Below are 15,115 nucleotides of genomic sequence, written 5' to 3'. Positions count from 1 at the left end.
GCGCGGGCCGATGCGCTGCCGATAGCCGGCGGCCAGCAGCCTGTTGCATTGTCGTGCGTGCTGCCGGGCCAACGGCGGATCGGGACGAAGTCGCGGGCGGTCCGGGGCCTCGATCGGGTCGGCGCGGTCCGCACGGATGATCGTTTCCCGGACTGAACGAGCCTGTCGCGGGCCTGGAGATGCTAACCTCTCGGCCACTCTAACGACACCGCGTGACGCCACAGGATTCGACCATGCAAACCGTTGCGGTACTGGACTTCGAAACAACCGGACTTTCGCCGAATCTGGGCGACCGTGCGACCGAAATCGCCGTCATCCTGCTCCGGGACGGTGAAATCGTCGACCGTTTCCAGAGCCTGATGAATGCAGGCAGACGCATACCGTCCGATGTCGTCGCGCTGACCGGCATCACGAACGAAATGATCGCAGCGGCACCGCCGGCGTCGGAAGTCATGAAGGAAGCCGCGGCGTTCGTCGGCAAGCATGCGGTCGTGGCCCACAACGCCGGGTTCGACAAACGGTTCTGGCAGTCGGAACTCGGGCTGCTTGGCGTGTCGGCCGAGCATGCCTTTGCGTGCACGATGCTCGTGGCGAGACGTATCTATCCGGATGCCCGGAGTCACCGCCTGTCGAGCCTGGTGGATATGCTGCGGCTGCCGAAATCGGGCCGTGCGCACCGGGCGATGGTCGATGCCGAGATGGCCGGGCGCCTGTGGTGCCGGCTGCAGCACGACATTGCGCGGACTTACGGACTGAATCGCATCGATCACGCGCTCATGACGCGTGTGCAGGCCACGGCGAAGGCGAAAGTGCCGACCTACCTGCGTTCGCTCGTGGGCGCACACGCGTGAGCATTCGGGTCGCGATGCTTCCGACTCGCGCAATCCACTGATGAAAAACGGCTTGGCAACCTCAAACTGCCAAGCCGTTTTCATGTCGCAACAGTCTTCCGGTTGATTCCGAATTACCACGTGTACCACCGGTCCTGCGCCGAAAATGGCAGGCACCCTCCTTATGACATTCTCGGCTGCGTTGCTTGTTTGGCGGCCGCAGGCACCAGCTCGCTCAACCGCGACAAGAAGAGCTTGAGGATCGGAGAGGCGTTGGAGCGGCTGTGACCGACAACGAGGTCGATTGTCGGTGCATCTCCCGCCAGGGGGCGGCTCACCACGGACCACGGCAGCAGGTTCTCGACATAGTCGGGAATCAACGTCAGCCCGCGCGTCGACGCCACGAGCGACATCACCATCGCCGGGTTGTCCACGCCCTGGGTGGGCGTAAGCGTCACACCTTCGCGCTGCAGGTACGTGTCCACCACGGAACGCAGCACGCGTGCCTTGTTGGCCATGGCCACGAAGGGCTGTCCCACGAGTTGCTGCGGTCGGATGCGCTCTTGCGACGCCAACGCATGATCGCTCGGCATCAGCACGACCAGCGGCTCTTGGCCAACCGTCGTGTAATCCAGATCGAAGCCCGGCTCGGCGCGCAGAAAGGCCAGGTCCAGCCGGCCACGCGCCAATGCATCCGCCAGGTCCGGTGAGTAATCGCTGGAGACCGTCACATCGATGTTCGGCAGCTCGTCGCGTAGCAAGTTCAGCGCCTTCGGCAGCCAGGTCATCTCCTGCCCGGTCAGGAATCCCAGTGCAAAACGCTGCTTGCTCGGCTGCGCCGCCCGGCGCGCGGCCTCGATCGCCGCATCAACCTGGCTCAGGGCCAGCCGCGCGTGATCGATGAAGGCTTTCCCCGCCGGCGTCAGTTCGACGCCGCGCGTGCTGCGGCTCAGCAGATCCACGCCGACCTGATCTTCCAGATCGCGAATCTGCCGGCTCAGCGAAGGCTGGGAGGTGTGCAGCCGACGCTCGGCAGCCACCGTCAGGCTCCCCGTCTCCGCCACGGCGATGAAGTAGCGCAGATGTCTCAGCTCCATGCTTTCTCCCATGCTTTTCAAGCACCCCCACCCGCTTACAAAGTCTTTTTGTTTGCGAGTGGAAGCCCCTAAATTCTCAACCATGGCGCCGGGAAAAGCAGCTTCCGAACCCCGGCAACCCATCGCCCATACGTCAACCGTCATACCTCAAGGAGCATATCATGACCTCCAACCCCGTCATTCTCGTCACCGGCGCGCTGACCGGCATCGGTCGCGCCACCGCCCTGGCGTTTGCAGGCAGCGGCGCCCGTCTCGTCATCTCCGGCCGCCGGCCCGCGGAAGGCAAGGCGCTCGAGTCCGAACTCCGTCAGCTGGGCGCCGAGGCCCACTTCATCCAGGCCGATGTCCGGCACGACCAGGAGGTCCAGGATCTGGTGGACCAGACCGTGGCGCACTTCGGCCGCCTGGACGTGGCCGTCAACAACGCCGGCACCGAAGGCCAGCCCGGCCTGATCGTGAACCAGACCGCCGACAGCTACGCCGCCACCTTCGACACCAACGTGCTCGGCACGCTGCTGAGCATGAAGCACGAACTGCGCGTGATGACTGCCCAGGGCAGCGGCAGCATCATCAACATCTCCTCGACTTACGGGCATGAAGGTGCGGCCTACGCGTCGGTGTACGCCGGCAGCAAGCATGCCGTCGAGGGCATGACCAAGTCCGCAGCGCTGGAAGTGGCGGCCGCGGGCGTTCGCGTCAACGCCGTGGCTCCCGGTCCGACCGACACCGGCATGCTGGACCGCTTCACCGGCACGCCGGAGAACAAGGCCGCGCTCGCTTCGGGCGTGCCGCTGGGCCGCGTCGGCAAGCCGGCCGAGATTGCAGCGGCCGTGCGCTTCCTGGCTTCGGACGCTGCAGCGTTCGTAACCGGCCAGATCGTCACCGTCGACGGCGGCAAGACCGCCGGCTGATCCGAGCCGCGCCGAGCCGGCGCGGCCCTCCCTGTCGCCCGGGCAACGCCCGGCTTTGCACCGGAGCCGGGCAGCGTCTTGCCCGCTCGAGAATCCGTCAGCCTCATCGGGAATACGACCATGAACACCTTCACCCATCACACCGCCCCGACCCGGTACGTCGAGGCCAATGGCATCCGCTTCGCCTATCGCCGGTTCGGTAAGTCAAGCGGCGTGCCAATCGTTTTCAACCAGCACTACACCGGAACGATGGACTATTGGGATCCGGCCGTGACCGACGGCCTCGCAGAGACGCGCGAGGTGATCCTGTTCAACAACGCCGGCGTGTCCAGCTCGTCCGGCGAGACGCCGGCAAGCTTCCCGGAAATGGGCGCCAACGCCATTGCCTTCATCCGCGCGCTCGGCCTCGACCAGGTCGATGTGCTGGGCATCTCGATTGGCGGTTTCGTCGCGCAGGAGATCGCACTTCAAGGCGGGGATCTCGTGCGCAAGCTCATCCTCGTCGGCACCGGCCATCGCGGCAACGACATGACGGCCAGCCGCTCGGCCGAGATCTTCGCGGGCCGCTACGAGCCGCCTGAACATCTCTGGCTGTCGGTGCACTTCGCGCCGTCCGAGGCCAGCCAGAAAGCCGGCATCGCCTTCCTTCAACGCAAGTGGCGCCGCCAGGATCGCGACCCGGAAGTGAGCGCGCAAACCGTCGCCGCCCAAGGCGCCGCCATCGGCAAATGGATCGCGCCGGACGAGAATGCGCTGGCCTACCTGAAGTCGATCCGGCAGCCCACGCTGATCGTCCAGGGCAGCAACGACGCGATCATCCCGACAGCGCACTCCGTCACGCTGCAGCAGCACCTGCCGAACGCCCAACTGGTGCTCTATCCGGACGCCGGCCACGGCTCGATTTATCAGTACCCGGAGCGCTTCGTCGCGCACGCCGTTCAGTTCCTGAACGAAGGCCCGGCCGGCATGGCCAGCGCTTGAGCGACCTCGCAACCTCTTTGGAGACGGACGTCATGAACTCACTCACGGGCAAGACCGCGCTCGTCACCGGTGCTTCGCGCGGCATCGGCCGCGCCACCGCCTTGACGCTGGCCGCGGCCGGAGCGCAGGTGCTGGTTCACTACGGCAGCGGCGAGACGGAGGCGACCGCCGTGGTCGACGAAATCCGCCGGGCCGGCGGCAAAGCCGAGACGATCGCCACCGACCTGCGTTCGCCGGACGGTCCGCACCAGCTCGCCGAACGCGTTCGCACCATCATCGGCGGACGGCTGGATGTCCTGGTGGCCAATGCGGGCATCGCCAAGGCCGCGTCGATCGAGGAGACGACGGTCGAGGACTTCGACGCGCTCTTCGCCGTCAACGTGCGTGCACCATTTTTCCTCGTGCAGCAACTGCTGCCTGCTCTGTGCAAAGGGAGCAGCATCGTCCTGCTGTCGTCGCTGGCGGCACACGCCTCGGTCGGCACGCTCTCTGCCTACTCGGCCACCAAGGGTGCGATCGATACGCTGGTGAAGCACTGGGCCGCGGCTCTCGGCTCGCGTGGCATCCGCGTCAACGCGGTGGCACCGGGCGTGGTGGAAACCGAGATGTCGAGTTTCACCAAGACGGACGCGGGCCGCGAGGCAACCCTCGGCATGCAGGCCTTGCAACGCGTGGCCCAACCCGAGGACATCGCCAGCGTCGTCGCGTTCCTGGCCTCGGACCAGGCGCGCTGGATCACCGGTGACACGTTGCGCGTGGATGGCGGCTCCAAGCTTTGAGCCCGGACCCATTCAATCTCTCAAGGAAATTCAAATGAAGCTCTATCACTCCACGTCGTCGCCCAATTCCCGTCGCGTGCGCATCCTGCTCGCCGAGAAGGGCCTCACTCCCATCCTGGTCCCGGTCGACCTGGGCAAGGGCGAACAACACGCCGACGCCTACCGCGCCATCAATCCGCGCCGCGTCGTGCCCACGCTGGTGCTGGATGATGGGACGGTCCTCGGCGAAGTGCCCGTCATCAACCGCTACCTCGATGATGTGTACCCGACGCCCTCGCTCTTCGGCACGACGCCCGCGGAGCAGGCCGTGGTCTCGATGTGGGATCGCCGCATCGAGCAGGAAGGATTCGCGTCAGTGATGGAAGCGATTCGGAACAAGGCGCCCGGCCTGAAAGGCCGGGCGATCGCGGGACCGCACGACTACGAGCAGATCCCTGCACTGGTCGAGCGCAGCACGCGGCGCGTAAAAAATCTGTTCGCGGACATGAACGCGCGGTTGGCCGAGTCGCCCTTCGCCGCTGGCGAGAACTTCTCGGTAGCGGACATCACGCTGCTCGCCACTGTGGATTTCGCCGCCAAGGCGATCGACTTGTCGATTCCGGAAGAATTCCGTGCGCTGCGACGCTGGTACGACACCGTCTCGCTTCGCGGCAGTGCAGCCGCTTGAACACGGTCCGTTTCGCATATTGCGAAGCGTTCACCGCGTTCAATTTTTTGACGGCGTTACCGTCGGTTTTACCGTCAGGGATCGGGAGACCTGCGGATGCCCGGAAAGCCGCGTAAAACAAGCTTCCCCGGGAAGACTTTTACCGTCAAGGACGGTAAAAGTCTGAATAGTGAACGGGTATGTCTTGATGCGGCCTCGATTTTTACCGCCCACTCTGCGGCCAACTTGTTTTGCAGGCCGGCGGTAGCCACCGATAGACTCCGCGACGTATTGATTTGAAAGTCAAAACGTTACGGCAGTTTTTCGATGGCTGGCGATAATCGTCGACGGACGTCAATTCACTCCCACTCTATTGTAAACAAGACATTTTTATCTTTTATATTCAATGGCTTATTTTCCTGCTAATTGGTAATACCATGAAAAATACCATGCTCAGAAAAGGCTTAACAATATTTTGAAAAATTGCCTACTGAGCGCTGCCGCACAGCTCCATAGGCCGCTTTCCTGGCTTTGCTTCCAGATGTATGCTCTTCTGCTCCTGCAGCTAATGGATCACCGCAAACAGGTTACTCGCCTGGGGATTCCCTTTCGACCCGAGCATCCGTATGAGACTCATGCTCGATTATTATTATTATAGAAGCCCCCATGAATAAATCGCTCATCATTTTCGGCATCGTCAACATAACCTCGGACAGTTTCTCCGATGGAGGCCGGTATCTGGCGCCAGACGCAGCCATTGCGCAGGCGCGTAAGCTGATGGCCGAGGGGGCAGATGTGATCGACCTCGGTCCGGCATCCAGCAATCCCGACGCCGCGCCTGTTTCGTCCGACACAGAAATCGCGCGTATCGCGCCGGTGCTGGACGCGCTCAAGGCAGATGGCATTCCCGTCTCGCTCGACAGTTATCAACCCGCGACGCAAGCCTATGCCTTGTCGCGTGGTGTGGCCTATCTCAATGATATTCGCGGTTTTCCAGACGCTGCGTTCTATCCGCAATTGGCGAAATCATCTGCCAAACTCGTCGTTATGCATTCGGTGCAAGACGGGCAGGCAGATCGGCGCGAGGCACCCGCTGGCGACATCATGGATCACATTGCGGCGTTCTTTGACGCGCGCATCGCGGCGCTGACGGGTGCCGGTATCAAACGCAACCGCCTTGTCCTTGATCCCGGCATGGGGTTTTTTCTGGGGGCTGCTCCCGAAACCTCGCTCTCGGTGCTGGCGCGGTTCGATGAATTGCGGCTGCGCTTCGATTTGCCGGTGCTTCTGTCTGTTTCGCGCAAATCCTTTCTGCGCGCGCTCACAGGCCGTGGTCCGGGGGATGTCGGGGCCGCGACACTCGCTGCAGAGCTTGCCGCCGCCGCAGGTGGAGCTGACTTCATCCGCACACACGAGCCGCGCCCCTTGCGCGACGGGCTGGCGGTATTGGCGGCGCTGAAAGAAACCGCAAGAATTCGTTAACTGCACATTCGGGATATTTCTCTATATTCGCGGTTCAGCAGGCATGTCCCCTTTGAGGGCGACCCGACGACAGGATAATCGACCTTATGGTGCGCAAATATTTCGGCACAGACGGTATTCGTGGCAAAGCCAACGAAGGCGCGATGACGGCGGAAACCGCCTTGCGCGTCGGCATGGCGGCTGGCCGTGTCTTTCGTCGCGGTGACCACCGCCATCGTGTCGTGATCGGCAAGGATACGCGCCTGTCGGGCTATATGCTTGAACCCGCGCTCACAGCCGGTTTCACCTCGATGGGCATGGACGTATTCCTTTTTGGCCCGCTGCCGACAACGTATAGGAAGAATAAACGCCCTTTTCACCCAAGTCCAACAGCTTTGGACCGCAGTTGACTCTTTCGACACCCCTGCGATGCTGTCAGCGTCGGATAGATACTCCCCACTTTCGTCGAAGTAATTTTCCCCAGTTTTTTGTCTGACGGCGCCGCGGTAGCGGCGCCGTCCTGTCGATCGCCGACCATATCGCCCTGGAGATCCGTCGTGGGGGTGTCGGTGGTCGAGCTGGAGGAAGTGATGACGATTCTGGAATTGCATCGGCAAGGGCTGAGTATTTCGGCCATCGCTGCTCGACTGAGTATGGACCGCAAGACCGTTCGTAAATACATCAGGAATGGCGTTCAGGCGCCGCGTTACGGTCCGCGCGCACCGCGACCGTGCGTGGTCGATCCGTTCGTCCACTACGTCACCGAACGTGTCCGCGAGTTTCCCGACCTGAGCGTCGAGCGTCTGCTGCGCGAGATTCGAGCCATGGGTTACGCGGGCGGCCGCACGGCGCTGGGCGATCTCGTTCGGGAGGTCCGCCCCCCACGCCAGCGCGGCTTCGAGGTGCGCTTTGAAACGCCTGCGGGGCATCAAGCGCAGGTGGATTTCGCCCACTTCAATGTCGAGTTCGACGACGCGCCTGGCCAGCGACGTTCGATCTGGCTGTTCTCGATCGTGCTTGGACACAGCCGTTATCTCTGGGGACGCTTCGTCGAGCATCAGGACCTGCAGACCGTCCTGCGCTGCCACATGGAAGCGTTCGAGCACCTCGGCGGCGCTCCGCACGAGATTCTGTACGACCGGATGAAGGCGGCTGTGCTGGGCGAAGTCGAGAAGCACATCGTCTACAACGCGAAGCTGGTCGCGTTTGCGCAGCACTACGGCTTCGCGCCGCGCGCCTGCAAGGCGTATCGCGCCAAGACCAAAGGCAAGGTCGAGCGGCCGTACCGCTATATCCGGCAGGACTTCTTCCTGGCGCGTCGCTTCCAGAATCTCGCCGACCTGAACCGACAGTTGCGCGAGTGGCTCGACACGGTTGCCAATGTCCGCGTGCACGGCACCACGCACCGCGTCGTCGCTCAGCACTTCAGTGAGGAGCGTCCTACGCTGCAGGCGTTGCCGGCCGGCACCTTCAACGGCGTGATCCGGCTTGAGCGGCGCGTGAGCCACGAAGGTCTCGTCTCGGTCGGCGGCAACTACTACAGCGTGCCCGATCGTACGCGCAAGCGCGTGCTCGACGTCCACAGTCTGGCTCACGAGATCCGTATCTACGAGGACGGTGAACTGCTGGCGGTGCATCCCGTGTTGGAAGGCCGGCGACGAACCTCGCTGTTGCCCGGTCATCGGCGTGCAAACCAGCGTAAGCAGCCGGCACGGCACCCCGTGCCATCGGTGACGGCGAGCGTGGCTCGCCGGCCCTTGTCGTTCTATGACCAGGTCGCAAGACGTCTCGCAGAAGCCGGGAGGACCGCATGAACAGCATGCCTGCCTCGACACTGGAGCGCATCCGGCGCTATCTCGTCGGCCTGCGCATGCCGCGCGCGCTCGAAACGCTGGATGCCACCCTGAACCGCTTCGAGCAAGGCGACAGTTCGATGCTCGAAGTGCTGGAAACGTTGCTGGGCGAGGAGTTCACGACACGCGAAACACGCCGCATCCGGATGGCGCTGCAGACCGCGCGGCTCGGCACGATCAAGACGCTGGCCGGCTACGACTTCAGCTTCCAGCCGAGCCTGGATCGCGATCGCATCATGACGCTTGCGCAACTCGAGTTCATCGAACGACGACAGACCGTTCACTTCCTGGGGCCGCCCGGCACGGGCAAATCGCACCTGTCCATTGCGCTGGGCGTGGAAGCCGTACGCGCGGGCAAGAGCGTCTACTTCGGCTCTCTGGCCGAGATCGTGAACTCGATGGCCAAGGCCGAACGGGAAGGCAACTTGGCGCAGCGCGTGCGCTTCCTTGCCCGTAACAGCCTGCTCATCGTCGACGAGATCGGCTACCTGCCCATCGGCTCCAACGGCGGCAATCTGTTCTTCCAGCTCGTCAACGCCTGCTACGAGCGCTGCGCGATCATCCTGACGTCCAACCGCAGCTTCGGTGAATGGGGTGACGTGTTCGGCGACAGCGTGGTGGCCGCGGCGTTGCTCGACCGGCTGCTGCACCACGCGATCGTCGTGCAGATCGAAGGCACATCGTACCGCCTGCGAGAACACGCCGATCTGCTGCCGGACCATCTGCGCAACCGTCTGTCTTCCCTGAACCCCGTGCCCGCTGAACCGGCTCGCCGGCGCCCGGGCCGCCCCCGAAGGAACCCATTCGATCACGTCGCCGGTTGATCACCGTCCGAACAGGGTGGGGAATTTTACTTCGACACTTCTGGGGAAATTACGGCCGAGGTTGACAGATGCAACCCAATCCGGCTGACGGGGAGCCAGCAACGCTGAAAATTTACCCTCCTCTTTCCCACTAGCGGCTCCTTTTCCGACAACCAGCACGGCGGATCCCTGCCGCGGCGCTGTGAACGCAGCATTTTGATTGGTATCGTTGGCCTTCAGGCTCGTCAGTCAAACAGACCCAGGAGCAGCTCAGCCGGTGGCGCCCGGCTTTCGGGTAACGCCCTGGTCCCGCTGGTTTCGGCTTTGTGCTTCAGGTGATCAAGGATCTGCTTGATCACTATAGGGTCTTCAATGCAGGCGATGACTTTCATGGCGCCGCCGCAGCCGCTGCAGGTCTCGATGTCGATATTGAAAACACGCTTGAGCCGTTGCGCCCATGTCATCGACGCTCGCCGTTGTGCTGGTGTTGCCGGTTCATCAGCCACCCTGACCTTGTTGCCCCTGCCCCGTTTTGCCGGCGTGACCAACGCCCGGTGCCGACTGTTGGGTGCGAACACCCCGTGGAAGCGGGTTAGGTTGACTCTGGGCTTCGGTACCAGGGCGGCCAGCCTTGCAATGAAATCCAATGGGCCATCAACAGCGAGCCGGCACGCGCGGACAGCCGTGTCGAAGTCATCGCGCCGGCGCCCCGCGACTGGCCGGCCCTGAGTGCCGCGCTGCTGGCCATCCGCCAGGCCGACTAAAAGACAACAATCCCGTCACAGAAGCTGCCGCCAGCGTGCAGCCGGTTCACGCATTGCCCTTTGAAGCGCCTTCTTGTTTACAGACAAGGTGTGAAAACCCGACACCCGGACCGGCGGTGGCCGTCAAGAATGTCCCTGCATTCAAGCAGCCCGGCATTTGCTGCGGGTACCACCCAAGGAGGTTCACCATGAACACGGACATCATTGAAGGCAAGTGGAAGCAGGTTGTGGGCAAGGCCAAGCGCGCCTGGGGCGAGCTGACCGACGACGACCTGAAGAAAGCCGAAGGCGGCAAGGACAAGCTGATCGGCGTGGTGCAGGAACGCTACGGCCAGACCAAGGACGACGCCCGCAAGGCTGTGGAAACTTTCCTGGACAAGAACGATTTCTGACGGTGACGGCAGAAATTGTTCCAGCAGAATGAAAAACGGCCCCGCGGGGCCGTTTTTCATGGGTGGCTTTTTCAGAAGGGATTGTGGTGCATGCCAGGCGGCAGCGATCCGGCCGTTAGGCCGGCACTCGTGAGAACCAGGGCTGTTCCTGTTCCAGTTGTGCCGCCAGTCGCAGCAGGCGTGCTTCTTCGCCGGAAGGCGCCATGAATTGCACACCGACCGGCAGGCCCGCAGCTGTCCAGTGCAGGGGCACGCTCATGGACGGCGTGCCGCTCAGGTTGGACAGCTGCGTGAACGGCACGCGCCACAGGTTGTTGTAGGCGTTTTTCTGTACCTGGCCGCTCTTCAGCAGCAGCTTGCCCAGGGGCAGGGCGGGACGCAGTGCCAGTTGCTGCCACAACGGCGTGTCCTGTTCGCCAATCAGCGCCGGGACTGTGGCCACCGTGGGGGTCAGGTAGAGATCATAGCGATTGAAGAACTCACCGACGGCGCGTGCAAAATCATTCCAGCGAAACAGCGAGCGGGTGTATTCGCCGGCGGAAAGGGCGCGACCCAGTGCCGCCAGGGCGCGGGTATCCAGTTCGAAATCACTTTCAGCCGCACCCGTGAGTCGTTGCGCTTCAGCCATGTTGGCGGCTGTCTGGCCCATGTACATGGTGAGGAAGGCTTCGGCCAGCACGCGGCCATCCACGGCGGGCTCGGCTTCTTCCACGTCATGGCCCAGGCGACGCAGCAGGGCGACGCTGTTTTGCACGGCCTGCACGCAATCTGCCTCTACTCCCAGGCCCAGCGGCGAACGGGTGGAAAACGCAATGCGCAGGCGGCCGGGTTCACGGGTGATTTCTTCGCGGTAAGGCCGTTCGGGTGGACGGATGTGAAAGGGCGCACCGGTATCCGGCCCTTGCAGTGCGTCCAGCATGGCGGCGCTGTCACGCACGCTGCGCGTCAGCACATGTTCGCTGGAGGCGCCATGCCAGAATTCGGCGTAGTGAGGGCCTGACGGCACGCGACCGCGCGAAGGGCGCAGACCGAAGAGACCGCAATGTGAGGCGGGAATGCGTATGGAGCCGCCACCGTCGCTGGCGCCGGCCATGGGCACGATACCGGCCGCTACGGCAGCCGCAGCGCCGCCCGAAGAGCCGCCGGGTGTGCGCGATGTATCCCAGGGATTGCGTGTCGGTCCCCAGAAGGCGGGCTCTGTCGTGCCTTTCAGGGCGAATTCCGGTGTGTTGGTCTTGCCGAAAATCACCAGGCCGCTGTCCAGCGCACGCTGCACAAAGGACGCATGACGATCAGGCCGGTAATCACGCAGCGCACGGCTGCCGGCCGTGGTGGGTACGCCGGCATAGTCCTGGGCGATGTCCTTGATGAGGAAGGGCACGCCGGCAAATGGACCGGACAAGGTGTCCTGCACACGCTTCTTCGCGATCTCCGCCATGGGAATGACGATGGCGTTGAGCGCGGGATTGACCTCGGCGGCACGCGTTTGTGCGCATTGCAGCAGTTCAGCGGCCGTGGTGTCGCCGCGGGCCACCAGCTCGGCAAGTCCCAGGGCATCGTGCTGGCGGTACTCTTCGAATTTCATGCGGCCTCCGGTTGCCGTTGCTAACGGGTCTTGCGGGCTACCCGCCATCCCGCTACCACGTATAGGAAGAATAAACGCCCTTTTCACCCAAGTCCAACAGCTTTGGACCGCAGTTGACTCTTTCGACACCCCTGCGATGCAACCCAATCCGGCTGACGGGGAGCCAGCAACGCTGAAAATTTACCCTCCTCTTTCCCACTAGCGGCTCCTTTTCCGACAACCAGCACGGCGGATCCCTGCCGCGGCGCTGTGAACGCAGCATTTTGATTGGTATCGTTGGCCTTCAGGCTCGTCAGTCAAACAGACCCAGGAGCAGCTCAGCCGGTGGCGCCCGGCTTTCGGGTAACGCCCTGGTCCCGCTGGTTTCGGCTTTGTGCTTCAGGTGATCAAGGATCTGCTTGATCACTATAGGGTCTTCAATGCAGGCGATGACTTTCATGGCGCCGCCGCAGCCGCTGCAGGTCTCGATGTCGATATTGAAAACACGCTTGAGCCGTTGCGCCCATGTCATCGACGCTCGCCGTTGTGCTGGTGTTGCCGGTTCATCAGCCACCCTGACCTTGTTGCCCCTGCCCCGTTTTGCCGGCGTGACCAACGCCCGGTGCCGACTGTTGGGTGCGAACACCCCGTGGAAGCGGGTTAGGTTGACTCTGGGCTTCGGTACCAGGGCGGCCAGCCTTGCAATGAAATCCAATGGTTCGAAAATGACGTGCGTGGTGCCGTCCCGGTACGGCGTCTTGAGCTGGTAGCGCACGTTGCCGCCTCGTGTTAACGACAGCCGCTTCTCGGATACCGCCGGGCGGCTGATGTACCGGCACAGCCGTTCGAGCTTCTTGCGTTCATCGGCCCTGGCCGCCACGCCGGCGTGCAGGCTGGACCCGGCTACCTTGCCAATCCCGTCACCGAACGGATCACCACTGGTCGGCAGAGTTTGCAAAGTGAACACCTTTCGCCCCGCCTGTGAACCGACAGCGATACGGTAAGTGATCGAGTGCCCCAGCAGGGGTGTCATCGGGTCGTCATCCACCGCATCCGAGGCCAGATAGCTGTTTTCGACATCCCGTTCCAGCAGGCCTTGCCGTTCCAGATAGCGACCCACCCGGTGGGCGATGGTGTGCGTCAGCTGGGTGAGCTCTGGGCTGGTCGGCGCCTTGACCCAGCGGAAACGCGCTGAGCCGTGGGATTGCTCGACATACACACCGTCGAGAAACAGCATGTGGAAGTGAACATTCAGATTGAGCGCCGATCCAAAACGCTGGATCAGGGTGACCGCGCCCGTCTTGGCCACTTGGTGGGTATGGCCCGCTTTCTTGACCAGGTGCGTGGCAATGACGCGGTAAACGATGCCCAGCACCCACCCCATGATCTCGGGCCGGCTGGCAAACAGGAAACGCAGCTGAAACGGGAAGCTCAACACCCACTGACGCATGGGTTGTTCAGGCAGTACTTCATCAACCAGCAAGGCGGCACTTTCGGCCATCCGCCGCGCCCCACAGCTCGGGCAGAAACCGCGACGCTTACAGCTGAAAGCGACCAGGTGCTCGGCGTGGCAAGACTCGCAGCGAACCCGTAGAAAGCCATGCTCCAGCCGCCCGCATTGGAGAAATTCTTCAAATTCCCGTTGCACATAGCCCGGCAATTCCTTTCCCTGCTCTGCCATAAGCGCAGCGAATGCCGGGTAATACTCGTCAACGATCTGATAGAGAAGGGTTTGCTCGGGTCGGTGGCTCTGGTAACGACCAGTATCCCGATCCCGGCTGGCCGTCCTGGCCGCCACATGAGGCATGTTCCGCGTCCTTGCAATACTGTGTTTACATACAGTCTATCGCTTAGCGGAAAGTTCTTTTACCCTCAGCCGAAATGCCTGCCGTTGCTAGACATTGCCAGCCAGTGCCCGTCACTCCCACTCGATTGTAAACAAGCACACAAAACCCTTTAGTGACAACAATTTGCAAGAACTATCAGGCTCAGTGCCATGAAAAATACCATGACCAGATCATGAGGTTGAACACGGCTTGCGCCGGCAGCGTTCACGCTCCTGGTCGGCGATCTCGCCCGGCTGCAATGCTAGCTCAGCATCGGTCATGCGCTCCAGCACGTCGCGTAGGCGGATGGTGCAAGGAATGGGCGGCAGCTCGAACTCATAGCCGCCGGCGATCATTTCGGCCGCAATCTCCTCGGTGATGAAAAACGGCTCGTCGTCTTGGTTCGGCTTCTTCATGCCCTTTCCTCCTGGCGCTCATCCTGGCCGACAGCGGCCAGGGCATCGGCTTCCGTCAATGCGTCCTCCACGAACGCGCCGTGCTGCTTCGCTTCGGCCTGGCTGACCTCGGCCCATATCCGTTTCACCTGGGCCGCACTGTACCCGGCCAGCTCGGCGGTCTTGTTGATGCTGTAGCCGGACTTGCGCAGCGCGACAACTTGGGCGCGGCGCTTCGGATCAGCACGGCGGCCCTTGTACCGCCCGGCCTGGCGGGCCAACTCAATGCCTTGGCGCTGGCGTTCGCGCCTGTCCTCGTAGTCGTCGCGGGCCATCTGCAAGGCCAGGCGAAAAAGCATGATCTGCACGGCTTCCAGCACGATCTTGGCGACGCCCTGGGCCTCGGCCGCCAGGTCGGATAGATCGACCACGCCAGGGACGGCCAGGCGTGCGCCTTTGGCCTGTATCGAGGCCACCAGGCGCTCGGCCTCGGGCAAAGGTAGGCGGCTGATGCGGTCGATCTTCTCGGCAATGACCACCTCGCCGGGCTGTAGGTCGCCGATCATGCGCAGCAGCTCAGGCCGGTCGGCGCGTGCGCCGGATGCCTTCTCACGGTAGATGCCGGCGACGTAGTAGCCGGCGGCCTTCGCGGCCGTAGTGATCGCCTCTTGGCGTTCCAAGTCCTGCGCGTCGGTGCTGACGCGCAGATAGACCCGCGCCACCATCGGCGCGGCTACTGGCTTCGTCCTGCGCATACTTGCGGGCTCCTTTGGGCATACCTAAGTGCGCCCACTATAGCCCGGCAGTGTCATT

14 protein-coding genes and 2 pseudogenes are annotated in these 15,115 nt (G+C 62.8%); 10 read left to right on the top strand and 6 right to left on the bottom strand.

Translation table 11 applies throughout. The features are described from left to right. The first annotated feature begins 233 nt into the window (after nt 1-233). On the top strand, nt 234-851 hold the full coding sequence (locus CFB34_RS30940) for a 3'-5' exonuclease (RefSeq protein WP_089440340.1): 618 nt from the start codon (nt 234-236) through the stop codon (nt 849-851). A 161-nt stretch (nt 852-1,012) separates the two neighbouring features. Here CFB34_RS30940 and CFB34_RS30935 read toward each other — a convergent pair whose 3' ends face one another. Then, nucleotides 1,013-1,927: a LysR family transcriptional regulator gene (locus CFB34_RS30935; protein WP_089440341.1), complete on the bottom strand. Its 915-nt coding sequence runs from the start codon at nt 1,925-1,927 to the stop codon at nt 1,013-1,015. A 161-nt stretch (nt 1,928-2,088) separates the two neighbouring features. On the opposite strand from CFB34_RS30935, the gene CFB34_RS30930 reads away from it, so the two are divergent. The 8 genes and pseudogenes from CFB34_RS30930 (at nt 2,089) to istB (ending at nt 9,382) form a co-directional block, all read left to right on the top strand. Next, nucleotides 2,089-2,838: a glucose 1-dehydrogenase gene (locus tag CFB34_RS30930; protein ID WP_089440342.1), complete on the top strand. Its 750-nt coding sequence runs from the start codon at nt 2,089-2,091 to the stop codon at nt 2,836-2,838. A 120-nt stretch (nt 2,839-2,958) separates the two neighbouring features. Continuing rightward, complete coding sequence (locus tag CFB34_RS30925; protein WP_089440343.1) at nt 2,959-3,819, top strand: alpha/beta hydrolase; 861 nt, start codon at nt 2,959-2,961, stop codon at nt 3,817-3,819. Nucleotides 3,820-3,851: 32 nt separating this feature from the next. Next, nucleotides 3,852-4,598 (top strand): glucose 1-dehydrogenase, encoded by a 747-nt coding sequence (locus CFB34_RS30920; RefSeq protein ID WP_089440344.1) that lies wholly within the window; start codon nt 3,852-3,854, stop codon nt 4,596-4,598. A 34-nt stretch (nt 4,599-4,632) separates the two neighbouring features. Beyond that, nucleotides 4,633-5,265, top strand: coding sequence for a glutathione S-transferase (locus CFB34_RS30915; protein ID WP_089440345.1), 633 nt, complete (start codon nt 4,633-4,635; stop codon nt 5,263-5,265). A 645-nt stretch (nt 5,266-5,910) separates the two neighbouring features. Beyond that, nucleotides 5,911-6,726: a sulfonamide-resistant dihydropteroate synthase Sul2 gene (sul2, locus tag CFB34_RS30910; protein WP_001043260.1), complete on the top strand. Its 816-nt coding sequence runs from the start codon at nt 5,911-5,913 to the stop codon at nt 6,724-6,726. A gap of 86 nt (nt 6,727-6,812) precedes the next feature. Beyond that, nucleotides 6,813-7,055, top strand: a pseudogene (gene glmM / locus CFB34_RS30905) (phosphoglucosamine mutase); the annotation flags it as partial. 207 nt (nt 7,056-7,262) lie between these two features. After that, a complete protein-coding gene (istA, locus tag CFB34_RS30900) occupies nt 7,263-8,519 on the top strand; it encodes an IS21 family transposase (protein ID WP_062910599.1) in 1,257 nt (418 codons plus the stop codon). After that, entirely contained in the window at nt 8,516-9,382 is an 867-nt protein-coding gene (istB, locus tag CFB34_RS30895) for an IS21-like element ISBcen28 family helper ATPase IstB (RefSeq protein ID WP_062910598.1), read from the top strand. The genes istA and istB overlap by 4 nt, the downstream gene beginning before the upstream one ends. A 224-nt stretch (nt 9,383-9,606) precedes the next feature. On the opposite strand, the pseudogene CFB34_RS30890 reads toward istB, so the two are convergent. Then, a pseudogene (locus CFB34_RS30890) lies at nt 9,607-10,011 on the bottom strand (transposase); the annotation flags it as partial. 302 nt (nt 10,012-10,313) lie between these two features. Between CFB34_RS30890 and CFB34_RS30885 the strand changes: the two are divergent. Continuing rightward, complete coding sequence (locus CFB34_RS30885) at nt 10,314-10,517, top strand: CsbD family protein (protein ID WP_089444670.1); 204 nt, start codon at nt 10,314-10,316, stop codon at nt 10,515-10,517. A 115-nt stretch (nt 10,518-10,632) separates the two neighbouring features. Here the strand turns inward: CFB34_RS30885 and CFB34_RS30880 are convergent, their stop codons facing one another. The 4 genes from CFB34_RS30880 to CFB34_RS30865 form a co-directional block, all read right to left on the bottom strand. Further along, nucleotides 10,633-12,102 (bottom strand): amidase, encoded by a 1,470-nt coding sequence (locus tag CFB34_RS30880; RefSeq protein WP_089444671.1) that lies wholly within the window; start codon nt 12,100-12,102, stop codon nt 10,633-10,635. A gap of 292 nt (nt 12,103-12,394) precedes the next feature. After that, the gene (locus CFB34_RS30875) at nt 12,395-13,888 is read right to left on the bottom strand and encodes an IS91-like element ISVsa3 family transposase (protein WP_001120888.1); all 1,494 of its coding nucleotides are present in this window, start codon (nt 13,886-13,888) and stop codon (nt 12,395-12,397) included. Nucleotides 13,889-14,098: 210 nt separating this feature from the next. Beyond that, on the bottom strand, nt 14,099-14,323 hold the full coding sequence (locus CFB34_RS30870; protein ID WP_000743213.1) for a hypothetical protein: 225 nt from the start codon (nt 14,321-14,323) through the stop codon (nt 14,099-14,101). Continuing rightward, nucleotides 14,320-15,057, bottom strand: a complete 738-nt coding sequence (locus CFB34_RS30865; RefSeq protein WP_001366550.1) for a recombinase family protein — start codon at nt 15,055-15,057, stop codon at nt 14,320-14,322. The genes CFB34_RS30870 and CFB34_RS30865 overlap by 4 nt, the downstream gene beginning before the upstream one ends. Nucleotides 15,058-15,115: the final 58 nt, after the last annotated feature.

The sequence above is a fragment of the Burkholderia sp. HI4860 genome (genome assembly GCF_002223045.2).
Taxonomy (GTDB): Bacteria; Pseudomonadota; Gammaproteobacteria; order Burkholderiales; family Burkholderiaceae; genus Burkholderia.
This window is presented reverse-complemented; position numbering and strand designations above follow the sequence as displayed.

Excerpts from the sequence above, each read along its gene's own strand:
- CFB34_RS30925 (WP_089440343.1), top strand. The coding sequence starts at position 2,959 with ATGAACACCTTCACCCATCACACCGCCCCGACCCGGTACGTCGAGGCC.
- sul2 (WP_001043260.1), top strand. The coding sequence starts at position 5,911 with ATGAATAAATCGCTCATCATTTTCGGCATCGTCAACATAACCTCGGAC.
- CFB34_RS30935 (WP_089440341.1), bottom strand. The coding sequence starts at position 1,927 with ATGGAGCTGAGACATCTGCGCTACTTCATCGCCGTGGCGGAGACGGGG.
- CFB34_RS30865 (WP_001366550.1), bottom strand. The coding sequence starts at position 15,057 with ATGCGCAGGACGAAGCCAGTAGCCGCGCCGATGGTGGCGCGGGTCTAT.
- CFB34_RS30940 (WP_089440340.1), top strand. The coding sequence starts at position 234 with ATGCAAACCGTTGCGGTACTGGACTTCGAAACAACCGGACTTTCGCCG.
- CFB34_RS30870 (WP_000743213.1), bottom strand. The coding sequence starts at position 14,323 with ATGAAGAAGCCGAACCAAGACGACGAGCCGTTTTTCATCACCGAGGAG.
- istB (WP_062910598.1), top strand. The coding sequence starts at position 8,516 with ATGAACAGCATGCCTGCCTCGACACTGGAGCGCATCCGGCGCTATCTC.
- CFB34_RS30885 (WP_089444670.1), top strand. The coding sequence starts at position 10,314 with ATGAACACGGACATCATTGAAGGCAAGTGGAAGCAGGTTGTGGGCAAG.
- CFB34_RS30930 (WP_089440342.1), top strand. The coding sequence starts at position 2,089 with ATGACCTCCAACCCCGTCATTCTCGTCACCGGCGCGCTGACCGGCATC.
- CFB34_RS30920 (WP_089440344.1), top strand. The coding sequence starts at position 3,852 with ATGAACTCACTCACGGGCAAGACCGCGCTCGTCACCGGTGCTTCGCGC.
- CFB34_RS30915 (WP_089440345.1), top strand. The coding sequence starts at position 4,633 with ATGAAGCTCTATCACTCCACGTCGTCGCCCAATTCCCGTCGCGTGCGC.
- CFB34_RS30875 (WP_001120888.1), bottom strand. The coding sequence starts at position 13,888 with ATGCCTCATGTGGCGGCCAGGACGGCCAGCCGGGATCGGGATACTGGT.
- CFB34_RS30880 (WP_089444671.1), bottom strand. The coding sequence starts at position 12,102 with ATGAAATTCGAAGAGTACCGCCAGCACGATGCCCTGGGACTTGCCGAG.